Annotated in this window: 16 protein-coding genes; 7 read left to right on the top strand and 9 right to left on the bottom strand. The window is 65.5% G+C overall.

Annotated features, from left to right (window positions below; all coding sequences use genetic code 11):
• Positions 1 to 2: 2 nt before the first annotated feature.
• Positions 3 to 1,508, bottom strand: coding sequence for a signal recognition particle-docking protein FtsY (gene ftsY, locus ABGX75_RS05465; RefSeq protein WP_347411228.1), 1,506 nt, complete (start codon positions 1,506 to 1,508; stop codon positions 3 to 5).
• A 140-nt stretch (positions 1,509 to 1,648) separates the two neighbouring features.
• Here ftsY and rsmD point away from each other — a divergent pair, with 140 nt between their 5' ends.
• Positions 1,649 to 2,284 carry a 16S rRNA (guanine(966)-N(2))-methyltransferase RsmD gene (rsmD, locus tag ABGX75_RS05460; RefSeq protein ID WP_035413849.1) on the top strand — a complete coding sequence of 212 codons (636 nt, stop codon included), beginning with the start codon at positions 1,649 to 1,651 and terminating at the stop codon, positions 2,282 to 2,284.
• A 119-nt stretch (positions 2,285 to 2,403) separates the two neighbouring features.
• Entirely contained in the window at positions 2,404 to 2,613 is a 210-nt protein-coding gene (locus ABGX75_RS05455) for a cell division protein ZapB (RefSeq protein WP_011508282.1), read from the top strand.
• Positions 2,614 to 2,630: 17 nt separating this feature from the next.
• Here ABGX75_RS05455 and rimI read toward each other — a convergent pair whose 3' ends face one another.
• From rimI to prfB, 7 genes are all read right to left on the bottom strand, one after another.
• The gene (gene rimI / locus ABGX75_RS05450) at positions 2,631 to 3,101 is read right to left on the bottom strand and encodes a ribosomal protein S18-alanine N-acetyltransferase (RefSeq protein WP_011508283.1); all 471 of its coding nucleotides are present in this window, start codon (positions 3,099 to 3,101) and stop codon (positions 2,631 to 2,633) included.
• A complete protein-coding gene (locus ABGX75_RS05445) occupies positions 3,091 to 3,924 on the bottom strand; it encodes a hypothetical protein (protein ID WP_110062301.1) in 834 nt (277 codons plus the stop codon). Before ABGX75_RS05445 ends, rimI begins: the two co-directional genes overlap by 11 nt.
• A gap of 1 nt (position 3,925) precedes the next feature.
• On the bottom strand, positions 3,926 to 4,237 hold the full coding sequence (locus ABGX75_RS05440; protein ID WP_110062302.1) for a BolA/IbaG family iron-sulfur metabolism protein: 312 nt from the start codon (positions 4,235 to 4,237) through the stop codon (positions 3,926 to 3,928).
• 67 nt (positions 4,238 to 4,304) lie between these two features.
• Positions 4,305 to 5,690: an MFS transporter gene (locus tag ABGX75_RS05435; RefSeq protein WP_011508286.1), complete on the bottom strand. Its 1,386-nt coding sequence runs from the start codon at positions 5,688 to 5,690 to the stop codon at positions 4,305 to 4,307.
• Positions 5,691 to 5,789: 99 nt separating this feature from the next.
• Positions 5,790 to 6,176, bottom strand: coding sequence for a hypothetical protein (locus ABGX75_RS05430; protein WP_011508287.1), 387 nt, complete (start codon positions 6,174 to 6,176; stop codon positions 5,790 to 5,792).
• A 145-nt stretch (positions 6,177 to 6,321) separates the two neighbouring features.
• Positions 6,322 to 7,830: a lysine--tRNA ligase gene (gene lysS / locus ABGX75_RS05425; RefSeq protein WP_347411227.1), complete on the bottom strand. Its 1,509-nt coding sequence runs from the start codon at positions 7,828 to 7,830 to the stop codon at positions 6,322 to 6,324.
• A 98-nt stretch (positions 7,831 to 7,928) separates the two neighbouring features.
• Positions 7,929 to 9,027 (bottom strand): peptide chain release factor 2 gene (gene prfB / locus ABGX75_RS05420; protein ID WP_347411226.1). Its coding sequence is split into 2 segments (ribosomal slippage): positions 7,929 to 8,951 and positions 8,953 to 9,027, totalling 1,098 coding nucleotides; the frame shifts between segments, so codons are not numbered across the junction.
• Positions 9,028 to 9,290: 263 nt separating this feature from the next.
• Here prfB and ABGX75_RS05415 point away from each other — a divergent pair.
• The 5 genes from ABGX75_RS05415 to thpD all read left to right on the top strand — a co-directional run bounded on the left by ABGX75_RS05415 (position 9,291) and on the right by thpD (position 15,695).
• On the top strand, positions 9,291 to 10,892 hold the full coding sequence (locus tag ABGX75_RS05415; RefSeq protein ID WP_110062305.1) for a peptide ABC transporter substrate-binding protein: 1,602 nt from the start codon (positions 9,291 to 9,293) through the stop codon (positions 10,890 to 10,892).
• Between the two features lie 182 nt (positions 10,893 to 11,074).
• Complete coding sequence (gene oppB, locus ABGX75_RS05410; protein WP_287124352.1) at positions 11,075 to 12,001, top strand: oligopeptide ABC transporter permease OppB; 927 nt, start codon at positions 11,075 to 11,077, stop codon at positions 11,999 to 12,001.
• A gap of 14 nt (positions 12,002 to 12,015) precedes the next feature.
• Positions 12,016 to 12,915, top strand: coding sequence for an ABC transporter permease subunit (locus ABGX75_RS05405; RefSeq protein WP_011508291.1), 900 nt, complete (start codon positions 12,016 to 12,018; stop codon positions 12,913 to 12,915).
• 9 nt (positions 12,916 to 12,924) lie between these two features.
• On the top strand, positions 12,925 to 14,520 hold the full coding sequence (locus tag ABGX75_RS05400) for an ABC transporter ATP-binding protein (protein ID WP_287124354.1): 1,596 nt from the start codon (positions 12,925 to 12,927) through the stop codon (positions 14,518 to 14,520).
• 269 nt (positions 14,521 to 14,789) lie between these two features.
• The gene (thpD, locus tag ABGX75_RS05395; protein ID WP_035413199.1) at positions 14,790 to 15,695 is read left to right on the top strand and encodes an ectoine hydroxylase; all 906 of its coding nucleotides are present in this window, start codon (positions 14,790 to 14,792) and stop codon (positions 15,693 to 15,695) included.
• Positions 15,696 to 15,830: 135 nt separating this feature from the next.
• Here the strand turns inward: thpD and ABGX75_RS05390 are convergent, their stop codons facing one another.
• Positions 15,831 to 17,183 (bottom strand): outer membrane protein transport protein, encoded by a 1,353-nt coding sequence (locus tag ABGX75_RS05390; protein ID WP_287124355.1) that lies wholly within the window; start codon positions 17,181 to 17,183, stop codon positions 15,831 to 15,833.
• Between the last annotated feature and the right edge of the window lie 74 nt (positions 17,184 to 17,257).

Raw genomic sequence — 17,257 nt, 5'->3', positions numbered from 1 at the left:
CGCTATGCGTCTCCGCCGGTATCGCGTTCGAACAAGGCCGAGACGAAATCCTCGGCGGCGAAGGGCCGCAAGTCGTCGAGCGTCTCGCCGACGCCGATGAAACGAATCGGCGTGCCCAACTGCTTGGCCAGGGCGAAGATGATGCCGCCCTTGGCGGTGCCATCCAGCTTGGTCAGGGTGATGCCGGTCACCGGCACCGCCTCGTTGAAGGTCGAGGCCTGGGAAAGCGCGTTCTGCCCGGTGCCGGCGTCCAGTACCAGCATCACCTCGTGGGGCGCCTGCTCATCGAGCTTGGCCATCACGCGGCGCACCTTCTTGAGCTCCTCCATGAGGTGGCTCTTGTTGTGCAGGCGGCCGGCGGTATCGGCGATCAGCACGTCGACGCCACGTGCCTTGGCGGCCGAGAGAGCGTCGTAGATGACCGAGGCGCTGTCGGCCCCGGTATGCTGCGCGACGACCGGCACATGGTTGCGCTCGCCCCATACCTTGAGCTGCTCCACGGCGGCCGCGCGGAAGGTGTCCCCCGCCGCCAGCATCACGCTGCGCCCTTCGCGCTGGAAGCGCTGCGTCAACTTGCCGATGGTGGTGGTCTTGCCGACGCCGTTGACGCCGACCATGAGGATCACGAAAGGCCCCTGACCCTTGGGCGGCAACGCCAGCGGCTGGGCGACGGGATCGAGCAGATCCTGGAGCTCTTCCTGCAGGGCCGAATACAGCGCCTGGGGATCCTTCAGTTCCTTGCGCGACACCCGCTCGGTCAGGCGATCGATGATCTCGGTGGTCGCCTCGATGCCCACATCCGCCATCAGCAACTGGGTCTCGAGGTCTTCCATCAGATCGTCGTCGATCTGCTTCTTGCCCAGGAACAGCCCCGCCAACCCTTCGGTGAAATTGGCGCGCGTCTTGCCGAGCCCCGCCTTGATGCGCGCGAACCAGCCCGCCTTCTTGGGACGCTCCTGAGGCTGCTCCCGAGGCGCGGCAGCGGCGGCGTCATCCTCGGCACGGGCATCGTCCTGCGCGGCGGGCGCTTCAGGCGGCACGTCGCGCGTGTCGTCAGCGACAGCGTCGGGGCGAGGCTCGGGCTCGGGCTCGGGCTCGGGCTCGGGCTCGGGCTCGGCAAGCGTCGTCTCCTCGCCGGCGGCCGGAGAAGATGCCCCCTCGGAAGAAGGCGACGCGGTTTCCTCGCGGGGCGGCGCGGCATCCTCGGCCAGCGCCTCGGCATTGGGGTCGAGCGGATACGCCTCGCCCATGGCGCCGTCTCGCGGCGTCGCTTCGGGCGTGTCCAGGGCCTCGCGGGCTGCCTCGGTCTCGTGCGGTGCCGGGTCGAATTCGGCCGCCTGGCTCGACTCGGGGTCGACCGTTTCGACGGCACGGCGCGCCTCCTCTGCGGACGGCTCAGCACCGTCGCCGGTGGTGTCTTCATGATCGAGCGCGGCATCCTGACGCGACTCGTCGACCTCCTGGGCGGGAGACTCTTGCTTCTTCTTGCGCTTTAAAAAACCGAACATGGGCGTGATCTACGTCGCGATACACGGACGGCGCGCGCCGCACCTCCCCGACCGTGTCGAGGACGACGCCCGGCGTCCTGAAGTGTCTGATGCGCCACATCCTATCACTGTGCGACGGGTGGCGGTACAATCCGCCGATCATGAATCGACGACGCTCCTCTTCCACCCGGCGCCCGGCTCGCGGCACTCGCCGCCGCGAAAGCGCGCCGCGCGCGACCGGACGCCTGCGCCTCATCGCCGGGACCTATCGCCGCCGCCAGTTGCCCGTCCTCGACCGTCCCGGCTTGCGTCCCACGCCGGATCGCATTCGCGAGACGCTCTTCAACTGGCTGACCGGCGAGCTCAGCGGTGCACGGGTGCTGGACCTCTACGCCGGGACCGGCGCCCTGGGGCTGGAGGCTTTGTCGCGAGGCGCCCGGCAGGCCTGCTTCGTCGAAGCCGACAGTGACGTGGCTGCCTGCCTGGGCACCAACCTCGACACCCTGGGCGCCAACGGCCGCGTCCACCGGCAAGCCGCGCTGGACTTTCTCGCCGGCGCTCCCGAGACGCCCTTCGACCTGGTCTTCCTCGACCCGCCGTTTCGCCAGGGGCATGCCGACGACGCCTGTCGGGCACTGGAGGCACGCGGCTGGCTCGGTGAGCAGGCGTGGATCTACCTGGAAGTCGAACACGAGCTGACCCCGGCGGTTCCCGACCACTGGCAACTTCATCGCGAGGTGCGTGCCGGTGACGGTATCGGCCGTCTCTATCGCCGCCACGCCAGCGCTCGGCCCTGATGCCTGTCGGCGCCCGGCGACGCTTGTCGCGCGCGCGCCGCGCGCGTACGCTGACCGCCAGCGGGCTCGGTCGACCGCATGCCGACCGCACCGTCCCATCCACCGTGTAGGAGAAGTCCATGAGCCTCGAACTCTTCAACCAGCTCGAGCAAAAGGTGCAGAACGCCGTCGAGACCATCGAGATGCTGAAAATGGAGGCGGAAGAGCTGCGCGAGGAGAACACGCGCCTCAAGCAGGAGCGTGACGAGTGGGAGCGCCGCCTGAACGGGCTCCTCGGCAAGTTCCAGGAAATCGAAGACGGCAACGGCGAGACGTCCCAGACGCCTTGACGCCGCGGGGCGCGTCGCTAGGTGGACGCGCCCTCGGCCAGCGGATACGACATCAACACGGCCGTTTCCCGCTTCCCGGCGCTGGCGTCGGCCGGCGGATAATAGCCGGGGCGCCGTCCGTCCTCGCGAAAGCCGAGCTGGCGATAGAGGGCCAGCGCCGGGGCATTGCCTTCCCGTACCTCCAGCAACAGTCGCTCGGCAGCGAGGGCCTCGGCACGCGTCACGAGATGTCTCAGCAGGTCATGGCCGACGCCCTGACGACGCGCCTCGGGCCTGACGGTCAATGCCTGCAGCTCGACCTCGAAGGGCAGGCGCGCCAGCACCGCAAAGCCCAGCAAGGTCTGCGCTCGCCACGCCCCCCAGACTTCCAGCATGGCATCATCGAGCGCCCGGGCCAGCGTGTCGCGCGTCCAGGGATGTGTCTGCCCGAGACGTTCCACCTCCGCCACGGCCTCGAGATGCGTCGCTCCCAGGCGCTCAAGATGCATCGCCGCTTCCGTTCCAGGCATTGCGCCAGGCGACCAGGCGTGGCCAGAGGGCCCGCTTGGCGTCGGCGGACGTCATCAGTGTCGCGAGCGACGGCAACCGCCAGCAAGGCAGGTCCAGTGTCTCGCTGTGCGCTTCGTCGACCGCCAGTACGGTGGTCAGCGTTTCATCCTCGCCGAACACCATCAGGCGCTCGGGACGCCAGCCGCGTCGCGCCTGGCCATTGAGATAGGCCCGCAGGCCATCGCGCGCTTCATCCAGCGGCGCGGCGACCGGCGCGTTGTCGACGAGTGGCCATTGAAAGCTCTGGAAGGCGGGCTCCGTCGCCGCCTCGATTCCGGCCGTGCGCAGCAGATTGACGAGCAACTGACGCATTCGCGGGTCAGGGGCCTGAGCCTCGGGCAGCAGCAGCAACCAGCGCCCGTCGAGCGCCGCGACCTGCACGGCATAGCGCAGTGCTTCGCGGGGAGCCTGACCGGTCGTTTCGGACGCCGGCGCGGCGGGTGCGGCCTCGGACGGCGTCTCGCTGGCTGCCTCGCCCAGCAGCAAGGCACGAGCGCGCGACCCCGCAGGCTTGTCGGCGGGCCCCTTCTCGGGGGCTGGCGCCGGCTCGCGCGCGGGCGACGTCGATGGCGCGGCAGGCGCCGCCACGTCGTCGAGCAGGGCCTGCAGCCGCGCACCGTGATTCGGGGTCGTATCGGGTTGCGCCGGCATGTCCCACTCGCACTGCGGCGTGGGCCGCGCATTGGGCAACCGGTAACGGCTGGTCCAGGCGCCCAGCCCCATGGCCTCGAGATATTGCAGCCGCTGAACGTCGCCTGCCATATCAGTGCGCGCCGCCGCCTCGGCAATTGGGGGAGTCGGGACGCGCCGCGCTACGCTGGCGCCACTCATCGGGGGTATAGAGGTGCAGGGCCAGGGCGTGCACCGGGCCGGAAAGCTCGTCTGCCAGCAGTGCGTAGACCTGTTGATGGCGTTTCACCGGCATCAGCCCCGCGAAGCGCTCGGCGACCAGCGTCACCTTGAAATGCGTGGCGGAGTCCGGCGGCACATTGTGCATGTGGCTTTCGTTCTCGACCGCCACATGCTCGGGGTCAAGTGACTGCAGCTTCTCTTCGATACGGGCCTGAACACTCATGGCGCCTTCCTCCTATGTCGGATGCGCTTCATTGTAACGTTTTCCCGCGAGGGGGAATAAGCCTCGGTCAGGCGCGGACGCGGGCCAGCGGGATGCGCCACACGCTGAGCGCCAACGCCGCCACCACGCTGACACAGCCGAGCCATAGCGCATGCGTCAGGGACGCCGCCGGGAGCGCCAGCATCAGGCCCACGGAGGCCGTGCCCAGCGCCTGCCCGAAGGTGCGAACCGATGCCAGCACCCCCGAGGCATTGGCACTATGGGCCAGTGTCACGCTGCCGATCATCTCGCGATTGTTGGGCGCCTGGAACAGCCCGTAGCCGACACCGCACAGCACCGCACGCCAGCCGATCGCCAGCGCGTCGGCGTCGGCGGTCAAGGTGGCCAGGCTCGACATCCCCAGCAGGAAGATCATCAAGCCCAACGACGAGATCAGCGTCGGGTTGAAGCGGTCGGCGAGGCGCCCGGAGAGCGGCCCCACCAGCATCAACGCCATGGGCCAGGGGGTGAACAACAAGGCCGCCTCGAGCGGCGACGCCCCCATCACGGTCTGGAACATGAACGGCAACCCGACGAAAGCGATGCCCTGGGCCACGAAGGCCAGCAACGACACCGTCGCGGCGATGCTGAAACGTGCCTGACGAAACATGCCAAGCGGTACCAGCGGCGCGGCCGCCCGGCGCTGACGCCACACGAACAGCACCAGGCAGAGCGTGCTGATCAGCAGGGGCAGCCAGGCACTCATGCCACGCGCGCCATGACCGATATGGTCGAGGGAGAACACGAACCCGCTCAGCATCACGACCGACAACACCGCGCCCGTCCAGTCGAAACCATGCGACTGGGCGGGCTCGCCGGGCAAGGCTCGCAGCCCCAGAACCAGTGCCAGCAGTCCCAGCGGCACATTGATGGCGAACAGCCAGGGCCAGCTGGCGAAGTGCAGGATGATGCCGCCGAGCGACGGTCCGAAGGCAATGCCGAAGGCCACCACCAGGGCCCCCATGCCGATCGCCGATCCCAGCAGACGCGACGGGAAGATCAATCGGTACATGGAAGGCCCGATGCTCAGCATCGCGGCGGCACCGACACCCTGCAACATGCGCGACGCCACCAGCCACTCGAAACTGCGCGACAGGGCGCAGCACAGCGAGGCCACCACGAACAGCGCCAGACCGCCGAGATAAAGGCGTCGCCGCCCGACCAGACGACTCAGGGCGGCAAACCCCAGCAGCAGGGCCGCGCACACCAGTTGATAGATATTGGTGATCCAGACCGCGCGGGACTCGCTCACCGCCAGCTCGCTGGCCAGGGTGGGCAAGGCGATGTTGACGATGCCGTTGTCGAGCACCGACATCAGCGTGCCCAGCACCATCACCAGCATGGCGTGGCGGCGCTGCGGGCCGGGCAAACCTTCGTCGCCCGGGCGTGTCACGAACAGGCGCCGGATCAGCATGTCGCCTCACCTTTCACCCGAGGCGGCATGAGAATGGGGCGAGCCCCGAGGGGGCTCGTGTGGATCAACGATCGGTCACTTGCAACGCTCACCGACGATTCAGTCCTCGTCGGTTTCCAGGAGGAGTTCGTCGTCGATCTCGGATATCTCCATGGGCACCTCGTCGTCGAGGTCCAGGGCCAGATAACTGTGCTCGACGATGAGGAATTGCTCGAAGAGCGCCCAGTCGAGAGGCTCGGGCCATTGGCGCGAGTCTTCTTCCCAGCCGCGCAGCTCGGTCTCGAGCAGGTCAAGGTGACGCTCGCGAACGTAGGCAGCCAAGGCCTCGGGCGTGTCCATTTCCGGGATGAGGTAGACGGTGCTTTCCCGCTCGACGTCGTCGAGGGTCAGATCGTCCTCACCGACGGTGGGCTCCAGCGAGTTGATCCAGTCCACGAACGCCTGGGTCGGCTTGACGCTCAGCGCGGAGCGGTTGAGCAGTTTCATCGTACGATCCTCGATTCGGGTGGCAGCCATTATGGGCGTAGGTCACGCCCCCTTGCCAACATTTTCGCCCGATCGGCGGCCTCGTGCCGATACGGACGCCGCCGGGCCGTTGCACGGCCCGACGGCACGCCACGTTCGTGCGGCGTCAGTCGGCCGAGGGACGCATCGCCGGGAACAACAACACATCCCGGATCGACGGGCTATCGGTGAGCAGCATGACCAGCCGGTCGATGCCGATCCCCTCACCCGCGGTCGGCGGCATGCCGTATTCCAGCGCGCGTACGTAGTCGGCATCGTAGTACATCGCCTCGAGGTCGCCGGCATCCTTCTCCGCCGCCTGGGCGGCGAAGCGTTCGGCCTGGTCCTCGGCGTCGTTGAGCTCCGAGAAGCCATTGGCGAGCTCGCGGCCGCCGACGAAGAACTCGAAGCGATCGGTCACATGGGGATTGGTATCGTTGCGCCGCGCCAGCGGACTGACCTCGGCCGGGTATTCGGTAATGAACGTCGGGCGGTCGAGCTTGTCTTCGGCGACGGCCTCGAAGATCTCGGTCTGCAACTTGCCCAGCCCCCAGCTCGGCTTGACGGGGACGCCCAGACGCTCGCAGGTGGCACGCGCGCCATCGAACGTGTCGATGTCGCTTTCGCCGAGCCCCTCGCCGTACTCGAGGATCGACTGCCGCAGCGTGAGCCGCTGGAACGGCTCGCCGAGTTCGTAGCGCGCCCCCTGATACTCGACCGTGGTCGTGCCAAGCACCTCGTGCGCGACGTCGCGAACCATCGCTTCGGTGAGATCCAGCAGGTCACGGTAATCGGCGTAGGCCCAGTAGAACTCGAGCATCGTGAACTCGGGATTGTGACGGGTCGACAATCCCTCGTTGCGGAAATTGCGGTTGATTTCGAAGACCCGCTCGAAGCCACCGACGACCAGGCGCTTGAGATACAGCTCGGGGGCGACGCGCAGGTACATGTCGATATCCAGCGCGTTGTGGTGCGTGACGAAGGGCCTTGCCGTGGCGCCGCCGGGAATCTGCTGCAGCATCGGCGTCTCGACTTCCATGAAGCCGCGCTCGACCAGAAAACGCCGAATGCCGCTGATCACCCGCGAACGCACCTCGAAGACGCGACGCGACTCGGGGTTCATGATCAGGTCGACATAGCGCTGGCGGTAGCGGGCCTCGGTATCGGTCAGGCCGTGGTACTTGTCGGGCAGGGGACGCAGGCTCTTGGTCAGCAGTTGCGCCTCGCCCATCATGACGTAGAGGTCACCCTTGCCTGACTTGTGCACCGGCCCGCGGGCCGCGACGATGTCGCCGATATCCCAGCTCTTGATGTCGTCGAGGGTCTCCGCGGGCAGCCCTTTCTTGTCGACGTAGAGCTGGATCTGGTCGGAGACGTCCTGAATGACGATGAAGGGCCCACGCTTGCGCATGATGCGCCCGGCCACCGAGGCCCGGCGGTCGAGCGCTTCCAGCTCGGCCTTGTCCTTGTCGCCCAGCTCGGCCTGAAGTTCGGCGGCGAGGCTGTCGCGGCGAAAGTCGTTGGGAAAGGCGCTGCCCCCGGCTTCCGCGGCTTGGTCGCGGCGCGCCGCCAGCTTGGCACGGCGTTCCGCGATCAGATGATTCTCGTCGTGTTGAGCGGCGTCTTGGTTGGCCATGTCGTTACCTGTGAAGATGTGACTGCGGGCTGCGAGCGACGCGTCATGGGCGCCAAGCGACCGTCATGTCGCTCGCGCGCCATGCTGCGGTACCGAGGTTACAGCCCTTGTTTCAGGCTCGCCTCGATGAACTGATCCAGATCGCCGTCGAGCACTTTCTCGCAATTGCTGGATTGCACGCCGGTGCGCAGATCCTTGATGCGCTGATCGTCGAGCACGTAGGAGCGTATCTGGCTGCCCCAGCCGATATCCGACTTGCTGTCCTCGGCCTCCTGCTTGGCGGCGTTGCGCTTGTCCATTTCCAGTTCCCACAATTTCGCGCGCAGTTGCTTCATGGCGAAATCGCGGTTGGCGTGCTGACTGCGCTGGCTCTGACAGGCGACCACGATCCCCGTGGGCTCGTGGGTGATGCGCACCGCCGAGTCGGTGGTGTTGACGTGCTGACCGCCCGCACCGCTAGAGCGGTAGGTATCGACGCGCAGATCGGACGGATTGACCTCGATCTCGAAGTTGTCGTCGATCTCCGGCGACAGGAACACCGAGGCGAACGACGTATGCCGGCGGCCACCGGAGTCGAACGGGCTCTTGCGCACCAGGCGGTGAACGCCGGTTTCGGTGCGCAGCCAGCCGAAGGCATGATCGCCCTGGATATGCAGCGTCGCCGACTTGATGCCCGCCACGTCACCGCTGGACAGCTCGGTGATGTCGGCCTTGAAGCCGTGATGCTCGCTCCAGCGCAGGTACATGCGCAGCAGCATGTTGGCCCAATCCTGGGCCTCGGTGCCGCCGGAACCCGCCTGGATGTCGAGATAGGCGTTGTTGGCATCCATCTCGCCGGAAAACATGCGCCGGAACTCGAGCTTGGCGAGCTGGGATTCGAGCTTCTCCAGTTCGCTTCTGACTTCCTCGACGGTGGCCTCGTCTTCCTCCATCGCCGCCAGCTCGAGCAGTTCCTGGTTGTCCACCAGCCCCCGCTCCAGGGTGTCGAAGGTCTCGACGACGGTCTCCAGGGAGGCACGCTCCTTGCCGAGCTTCTGGGCATGGGCCGGATCGCTCCACACGTCCGGGTTTTCCAGCTCGCGGGTGACTTCCTCTAGCCGATCCTTCTTTTCGGCATAGTCAAAGATACCCCCTCAGGACGTCTGTCCGTTCGGACAGGTCCTTGATGAGGTGGTTGATCGGGTTGATCTCTTGCATGGGAATCCTTCGCAGGCTGATTCGCACCGCGAGGCGACACGCATGCCGCCTCGCGGTGAAGAAAAGAGACACATTGTAGCCAATGCACCCGCGAGCGGCTATCCCATGCGCCACCTCGACCTCACTCATGAGCTCCCTATCGAATATCTGAAACGGTATATACGAAATTTGCAATGGACAGCTTTCGTCGCACGGAGAGATGGTAACGACACGTTATGTCGCCACTCGCGGCATCCGACACAACAACAAGCGGAACAGACGACATGCTTCGACACTCGCACACTCGGCTTGCCACGACACTGCTATCCTCCCTGTCGCTGGCGTCACTGGCCCTGGCGGCGCCGGCCCAGGCCGACACGCTGAACATCGGCGTCATGGGGGAGCTGGCCTCGTTCGATACCTCGCAGGTTTCCGGCGGTGTCTGGGAATCGCAGATCCTCATGGACGTCTACGAAGGCCTGCTCAAGGAAAACCCCGAGGGCGAGGTGATGCCCGGCATGGCCACCGACTGGGACATCTCCGAGGACGGCAGGACCTATACCTTTCATCTGCGCGAAGGCGCCAAATGGTCCGACGGCGCGCCAGTCACCGCCGAAGACTTCGTGTTCGGCTGGCAGCATCTGCTCGACCCGGCCAGCGCCTCGAAATACGCCTACCTGCTCTATCCGATAAAGAATGCCGAAGCCGTCAACACGGGCGACAGGCCGCTCGACGCACTCGGCGTCGAATCGCTGGACGATGGCAAGACGCTCAAGGTGACACTCGATGCCCCCACGCCCTACTTCCTGCAGCTGCTGACCCACTACACGGCCTACCCGGTCCCCAAGCACGCCGTCGAGAAATACGGCAAGCAGTGGGTCAAGATGGACAACATCGTCACCAACGGCGCCTTCACGCCCGTCGAGTGGGTCTCGCAATCGCGCATCAGCGTCGAGAAGAATCCCGACTACTACGAGGCCGACGAGGTCGAACTCGACGGCGTCAACTACTTCAACACCGAGGATCGCAATGCCGCCATCTCGCGCTTCCGCGCCGGCGAGCTGGACATCGTCCGCGATTACCCCTCGAGCCGTTACCAGTGGCTCGAGGACAACCTCCCCGAGGCCACCCACCTGAGCCCGATGCTGGGGTCCTACTACTACGTGCTCAATACCCGCGAGGGGCGCCCGACCGCCGACAAGCGGGTCCGCGAGGCCCTGAACCTGGTCGCGCGCCGCAAGGTACTTTCCGAGCAGATCATGGCCGGCAGTTTCAAGGATGCCTACTCGCTGGTCCCGCCGGGCACCAGCCATTACGACGTCCAGCGCATGGACGGTGTCGATGGCGACTACCAGGAGCGCCTGGCCAGGGCCAAGCAACTGATCGAGGAGGCCGGCTACGGCCCCGACAACCCGCTGCACCTGCAACTGCGCTACAACACGTCCGATGAGCACAAGAAGATCGCCATCGCCCTGGCCGCGATGTGGAAGCCGCTGGGTGTCGACGTCGAGATGACCAATGCCGAGGCCACCGTGCACTACCAGACCATCCAGCAAGGCGACTTCGATATCGCCCGTGCCGGCTGGATCGCCGACTACAACGATGCCGAGAACTTCCTGACCTTGCTGCGCAGCGGCGTCGGCAACAACTACGGCGGCTACGCCAATCCCGAGTACGACGCGCTGCTCGCTCAAGCCGCCACCGTTCGGGACCTCGACGAGCGCGAGGCACTGCTCGAAAAAGCCGAGAACGTCGCCCTCGACGACTACGCTCTCGTGCCGCTGCTCTATTACGTCACTCGCAATCTGGTCAATCCCGATATCAGCGGCTGGCAGGACAACGCCGAGGACGACCACCCATCGCGCTGGGTGACGTTCACCGAGTAACGAAACGCCTTTTCACGACATAAAGCGATGGGGGACGCCGGCAGCAGGCAAAAGCGAGGGCCATTCGTCACGGGCGACGAATGTCGCACCCGGAGAGGGGCCACGGAGCCCTCGCGCAGACTTGCCAGCGGAACGCCCCATCCCTGTAACGCTCGGCCCGAGGGCTGCACCCGGACGATCCCATGCTGACCTATACCCTTAAGCGGCTGCTCATGGCGGTCCCCACCCTGCTGATCGTGATCACGATCTCGTTTTTCCTGATGCGCATCGCGCCGGGAGGCCCGTTCGACGGCGAGCGCCAGCTCCCCCCGGAAATCGAGGCCAACCTCAAGGCGGCCTATCACCTGGACGAACCCCTGCCGCAGCAATACCTGCGCTACATGGGCAACCTGCTGCAGGGCGACTTCGGGCCATCGTTCAAGTACAAGGACTTCTCGGTGACCGAGCTGATCGCCCAGGGCTTTCCCGTGAGCCTCGAGATCGGCGGCCTGGCGATCCTGCTCGCTCTCCTGGTGGGCCTGCCGCTGGGTGTCGTCGCCGCCTTGCGACGCAACTCGGGCCTGGACTATGCGGTCATGGGGGCGGCCTTGGCCGGCATCGCGGTTCCCAACTTCGTGATCGCGCCGATCCTGGCACTGGTCTTCGGGGTGTTGCTGGCCTGGCTGCCGGCCGGCGGCTGGAACGGCGGCGCGCTGCCCAACCTGATATTGCCGGTGATCGCGCTTTCGATTCAGCAAATCGCCTATATCGCACGCATGATGCGCGCCAGCATGATCGAGGTGCTGGGCAGCCATTACATTCGCACCGCGCGAGCCAAGGGGCTCTCCGAGCGCCAGGTGATCTGGCGCCACGCCATTCGCCCCGCCCTGCTGCCGGTGACCTCCTACCTGGGGCCGGCGATCGCAGGCATCATCACCGGCTCGGTGGTGATCGAACAGATCTTCGGCATTCCCGGCATTGGCCGCTACTTCGTGCAGGCCGCCCTCAACCGCGACTACACCCTGGTGATGGGCACGGTGGTGTTCTACGGGGCACTGATCGTGCTGATGAACCTGCTCGTCGACCTGCTCTATTCCGCGCTCGATCCGCAAATCCGCTACGACGACTGACCGGACCTCATGCCATGACCACCGATACGCTCCCCGACAACCGGCTTTCCCTGTCCGACGCCACGGCCGGCGAGAGTCTCGGCCGCGACGCCTGGCGCCGACTCAAGCAGAACAGGGCAGCGATGGTCAGCCTGATCCTGCTGGTCGTGATCGCCGTCACCTGCCTGATCGGTCCCTACCTGCTCCCCTGGGGACTCGCCGAAGTGGACTGGAACGCCTTCAGCGCCGCTCCCGGTCTCGATAGCGGCCATTTTCTGGGGACCGATGCCAACGGCCGCGACCTGCTCACCCGCACGCTCTACGGCGGCCGCGTGTCGCTGTCGGTGGCGCTGGTGGCCACGCTCGTCAGCCTGGTGATCGGGGTGCTCTACGGCGCCATCTCCGGCTACGTGGGCGGACGCCTGGACAACCTCATGATGCGCTTCGTCGACATCATGTATTCGCTGCCGTTCATGTTCCTGGTGATCCTGCTGATGGTCGTGTTCGGGCGCAACATCTTCCTGATCTATGCCGCCATCGGCGCGGTCGAATGGCTCGACATGGCACGCATCGTGCGCGGCCAGACACTGGCCCTCAAGCAGCGCGAGTTCATCGAGGCCGCTCACGCGCTGGGCGTGCGCGATCGCAAGATCGTCACCCGCCACCTGATCCCCAACGCCATCGGCCCGGTGATCGTCTATGTCACGCTGACGGTGCCCAAGGTCATCCTGCTCGAGAGCTTTCTGTCGTTTCTCGGCCTCGGGGTGCAGGAGCCGCTGACCAGTTGGGGCGTGCTGATCTCCGAAGGGACCGACATGATGCAGAGCGCGCCATGGTTGCTGCTGGTGCCGTCGCTGTTCCTCGCCACGACGCTGTTCTGTCTCAACTTCCTGGGCGACGGACTGCGCGATGCCCTGGATCCCAAGACCCGTTAGGAAAACACCATGTCCGACACGTTACTCGAAATCGACAACCTGACGGTCGACTTCCAACTGCCCACCGGCACGGTCTCGGCGGTCAAGCACGTGAGCTTCTCGCTCCAGCCCGGCGAGACGCTGGCGCTGGTCGGCGAATCGGGCTCCGGCAAGTCGGTGTCCTCGACCGCCGCGATGCGGCTGCTGCCGGAACTGGCCCGGACATCCGGCGCCATCCGCTTCAAGGGCGAGGACCTCTTGCGCGCCACGCCCAGGCGCATGCGCCACATTCGCGGCAATGCCATCTCGATGATCTTCCAGGAACCGATGACCTCGCTCAATCCGCTGCATCGCATCGGTCGCCAGGTCGCCGAGGTGCTGGAAAAGCACCGCGGGCTTAAGGGTAGGCAGGCCCGCGCCAAGGTCGTCGAGCTGCTCGAACAGGTGGGCATCCCCGACCCCGCTCGGCGCATCGACAGCTATCCTCACGAGCTCTCGGGCGGCCAGCGTCAGCGCGTCATGATCGCCATGGCCCTGGCCTGCGAACCGGAACTGCTGATCGCCGACGAACCCACCACCGCGCTCGACGTCACGGTCCAGGCACAGATCCTGGCGCTGCTCAAGGACCTGCAGGCGCGCTACGGCATGGCGATTCTGTTCATCACCCACGACTTAGGGATAGTGCGCCATTTCGCCGACCGGGTATGCGTGATGCGCCGCGGAGAACTGATCGAGAGCGGCCCCACCGCCGAGGTATTCGACACACCGCGCGACGACTACACGCGCATGCTGATCGACGCCGACCCGCGTGGATGCAAGGCGCCGGTGGATCCCTCGATGCCGGTATTGTTCGAGGCGAAGAACCTGCAGGTACGCTTCACGTTGAAGAAACGCCTGTTCCGTGCAAGCGAGTATTTCGAGGCGGTACGCGGCATCGGCCTGACCATCCGCCGCGGCCAGACCGTGGGCATCGTCGGCGAATCCGGCTCGGGCAAGTCGACACTCGGCCGGGCGCTGCTGCGCCTGCTCGACAGCCGTGGCGAGATTCGTTTCGACGGGCAGGACATCGCCGCACTGGATACCGCCGGCATGCGTCCGCTGCGCTCGCGCCTCCAGGTGGTCTTTCAGGATCCCTTCGGCTCGCTGTCGCCACGCATGACCGTCGGCGAGGTCATCAGCGAAGGGTTGCGCGTCCACCACCCGACGCTCGACCGACGCCAGCGCGAGGCCCGGGTCATCGAAGCGCTGGAAGACGTCGCACTGGACCCGGCGATGCGCAACCGCTACCCCCACGAGTTTTCCGGCGGCCAACGCCAGCGTATCGCCATCGCCCGGGCGCTGGTGCTCAAGCCGGAATTCCTGCTGCTCGACGAGCCCACCTCGGCGCTGGACCGTTCGGTGCAGGTCACGGTGATCGACCTGCTGCGCGATCTGCAGCAGAAACACGGCCTGACCTACCTGTTCATCAGTCACGACCTGTCGGTGGTGCGCGCGCTGGCCGATACTGTACTGGTGATGAAAGCCGGGCAGATCGTCGAGCAGGGCGCAACCGAAGAAATCTTCGCCAACCCGCGCGAGCACTACACCCGGGAGCTGATGCGGGCCGCCTTCGTCGATGCGGCCTGACGCCGTCACCGACTCTCCTCCCCCTCGTAACGCCGCAACGGACAGCGCTTGTCGGTGACGGCGACCTGGAATGGGCCCGCCTTAACATAGGCTAAATACACATCCTCGGCTGTGACGTAGCCTCGGCGGTTCGCCTCAAGCGGGCCTGACAAGGCAGGCGAGCTACAAAGGCATACACGGCAGTGTTTGTCGGCGTCGACCTCTCCGACTACGTTTATGCGGGGATCGGCGGCAACACCGTTCCAAGCAGACTAATGGAGGAGTTTGCAATGAAAGAGACACAAGACCTGTTTCCGACGCGCCTGGAACGCAAACTGGGAATGTTCGAGCGCATCGATCCGGTCGTGCACAGTGAAGGCGAGCAGCGCAAGGGACCGCTCAGCGAAGCCGAGCTCGACGAGTTCGACCGCAAGGGGTTCCTGTCTTTCGAGGGGTTCTTCGACGAGGACGAAATGGAAGCGTTCCTCCAGGAGCTCCGCGATTACGAGAGCGATGAAGACCTCAAGCTCTCGGAAGGCACCATTCTCGAGCCCGGCAAGCAGGAAATACGTTCGATCTTCGGCATCCACGAGGTGTCCGAACGTTTCAGTCGTCTGACGCGCGATCCACGCCTATTGGCCATGGTGCAACAGATTCTCGGTGGCGATGCCTACATTCACCAGTCGCGGATCAACTACAAGCCGGGCTTCAAGGGCAAGGGCTTCGACTGGCATTCGGATTTCGAGACCTGGCACAGCGAGGACGGCATGCCGCGCATGCGCTCGGTGAGCTGCTCGATCATTCTCACCGAAAACGGCGAGTTCAACGGTCCGCTGATGCTGGTGCCCGGTTCGCACCATTATTTCGTGCCCTGCGTGGGGCGCACGCCGGAGGACAACTACAAGGAGTCGCTGAAGAGCCAGGACATCGGCGTGCCGGACGACGCCAGTCTGCGCGACCTGATGCTCAAGGGCGATATCGAAGCCCCCAAGGGCCCCGTCGGTTCGCTGGTGATGTTCGAGTGCAACACCCTGCACGGCTCCAACATCAACATGTCGTGCTGGCCGCGCAGCAACCTGTTCTTCGTCTACAACAGTGTCGAGAACACGCTGCACGACCCGTATTGCGGCAACCGTCCGCGGCCCGAGTTCCTCGCCAACCGCAAGGACTGGCGGCCGCTGACACCGGCCGAGTAAGCAGGTGCCCGATAATGAGATGAAGTGACGACCGCCTTCATCCACGACATCGGCTAACTCGCAGGCCAAGGCGAAACGACGAACCCCGGCACATCGCCGGGGTTCGTCGTCATGCGTCCCTACCGCGCGGAACGCTCAGAAGCGATAATCCATCGACAGCGCGAACACATCGGCCTCGACTTCATAGGTCCCGGACAGGTTGCCGCGGCTGGCATTCTCGTTGGTCGGCGTGGCGTTCTGATCGATATCGCCATCGTCACCGAACACGTGCATGTAGCCCGCCGTCACGCCCAGGTTCGAAGTCGGCATCCAGGTGGCCCCGAGCGTCGCCCAGCGGCGGTCGGCATCGGGCACACGCGGCGTACGGTGTTCGCTGTCCGGCACCGGCGATTCGTCGATGCCCAGGCCGGCGCGCAGCAGCCACTGCCGGTTGAGCTGATAATTCGCCCCCACCGAGAAAGCCCAGGTATCGTCCCAGTTCTCGGTCGTGGTGCTCTGCCCTCCATTATCGAACTCGACGGTCAGCTCCTCGAAGCTGCTCCACTCCGTCCATTCGGCATTGGCCATCAAGGCGAGCCGGTCGGTCAACTGATGATAGATCCCCAGATTGAGGTTGGCCGGCGTGGTGATCTCCGCCTTGCCGCCACCGTCCTGCAGCTGACCGGTGGCCTGCGCCCCGGCCAGTACCGCCTGCGCCGTGGGGCCGTCGGCACTGTAATCGACGTCGCCGTCCAGCGTCAGCTCGACCTCCGAGCGGTAGCTGATGCCCAGACGGGTCCGCTCGGTGGCCTGGAACAGCGCCCCCAGGGTGTAGCCGTAGCCCCAGTCGTCACCGGTCACCTCGGCCATGCCATCGGCATTGCCGATCGCCGAGGGCGGCAACTGACCCGCGCCGGCTCCCACCGCGCCCAGATCGATGGCGTTGGAGAGCGTGGCATCGGCATACTGAGCACGCAGCCCCACGGCGAGGTTGAGGCGGTCGGTGGCGCGATAATTCAGCGTCGGCTGGATGTCGATGGTCTTGAGCTCGGTTTCGATGGCGTGATAGCGCCCGATCCATTCCTTGTCATACTTGGTCGAAAGGCCGTACGGCGCGGAGACCGCCAGGCCAAGATCGAAGCGCTCGTCGAGACGGGTCTTGAAGGCAAAACTGGGTACCCAGGCCTCCTCGCCCCCTTCGTTATTGCCATTTCCCGTGTAACTGGCCCCGGTAACGGAGCTCGCCGACGCGTCGGTCAACTCGAAGCTGGCATCGATGTAGGAAATGCCGCCGGCCACCTGAGTGCCCTCGACGTTACCGATGGCCGCCGGGTTGTAGGTCATGTAGCTGACGTCCTCGGCACCGGCCGCCGCCCCGGCCATGGCGTTGCCGAGTGCCTTGGCGCTCTGTTCGCGGACCTGGAAGCCAGACGCAGCGGCATGGCCGGAGGCGATCACGGTAGAGGCCAGCGTCACGGCGAGTGTGAGCTTGTTGATGTTGTTATGCATGAAAAACGTCCTCTTCTACGGCGACGTGGAGGCGAAAATTGTTTAGGTCTTTTACCCTTGCCCGAATAATGGCG

This window comes from Chromohalobacter sp. (assembly GCF_039830575.1).
In the GTDB taxonomy this organism is placed as follows: Bacteria; Pseudomonadota; Gammaproteobacteria; order Pseudomonadales; family Halomonadaceae; genus Chromohalobacter; species Chromohalobacter israelensis.
The sequence above is the reverse complement of the archived record's forward strand: the minus strand, read 5'-3'. Positions and strand labels throughout refer to the sequence as shown.

Excerpts from the sequence above, each read along its gene's own strand:
- ABGX75_RS05430 (WP_011508287.1), bottom strand. The coding sequence starts at position 6,176 with ATGAAACTGCTCAACCGCTCCGCGCTGAGCGTCAAGCCGACCCAGGCG.
- ABGX75_RS05455 (WP_011508282.1), top strand. The coding sequence starts at position 2,404 with ATGAGCCTCGAACTCTTCAACCAGCTCGAGCAAAAGGTGCAGAACGCC.
- ABGX75_RS05405 (WP_011508291.1), top strand. The coding sequence starts at position 12,016 with ATGACCACCGATACGCTCCCCGACAACCGGCTTTCCCTGTCCGACGCC.
- ABGX75_RS05440 (WP_110062302.1), bottom strand. The coding sequence starts at position 4,237 with ATGAGTGTTCAGGCCCGTATCGAAGAGAAGCTGCAGTCACTTGACCCC.
- rsmD (WP_035413849.1), top strand. The coding sequence starts at position 1,649 with ATGAATCGACGACGCTCCTCTTCCACCCGGCGCCCGGCTCGCGGCACT.
- rimI (WP_011508283.1), bottom strand. The coding sequence starts at position 3,101 with ATGCATCTTGAGCGCCTGGGAGCGACGCATCTCGAGGCCGTGGCGGAG.
- ABGX75_RS05445 (WP_110062301.1), bottom strand. The coding sequence starts at position 3,924 with ATGGCAGGCGACGTTCAGCGGCTGCAATATCTCGAGGCCATGGGGCTG.
- thpD (WP_035413199.1), top strand. The coding sequence starts at position 14,790 with ATGAAAGAGACACAAGACCTGTTTCCGACGCGCCTGGAACGCAAACTG.
- ABGX75_RS05435 (WP_011508286.1), bottom strand. The coding sequence starts at position 5,690 with ATGCTGATCCGGCGCCTGTTCGTGACACGCCCGGGCGACGAAGGTTTG.
- lysS (WP_347411227.1), bottom strand. The coding sequence starts at position 7,830 with ATGGCCAACCAAGACGCCGCTCAACACGACGAGAATCATCTGATCGCG.
- ABGX75_RS05390 (WP_287124355.1), bottom strand. The coding sequence starts at position 17,183 with ATGCATAACAACATCAACAAGCTCACACTCGCCGTGACGCTGGCCTCT.
- ABGX75_RS05415 (WP_110062305.1), top strand. The coding sequence starts at position 9,291 with ATGCTTCGACACTCGCACACTCGGCTTGCCACGACACTGCTATCCTCC.
- oppB (WP_287124352.1), top strand. The coding sequence starts at position 11,075 with ATGCTGACCTATACCCTTAAGCGGCTGCTCATGGCGGTCCCCACCCTG.
- ftsY (WP_347411228.1), bottom strand. The coding sequence starts at position 1,508 with ATGTTCGGTTTTTTAAAGCGCAAGAAGAAGCAAGAGTCTCCCGCCCAG.
- ABGX75_RS05400 (WP_287124354.1), top strand. The coding sequence starts at position 12,925 with ATGTCCGACACGTTACTCGAAATCGACAACCTGACGGTCGACTTCCAA.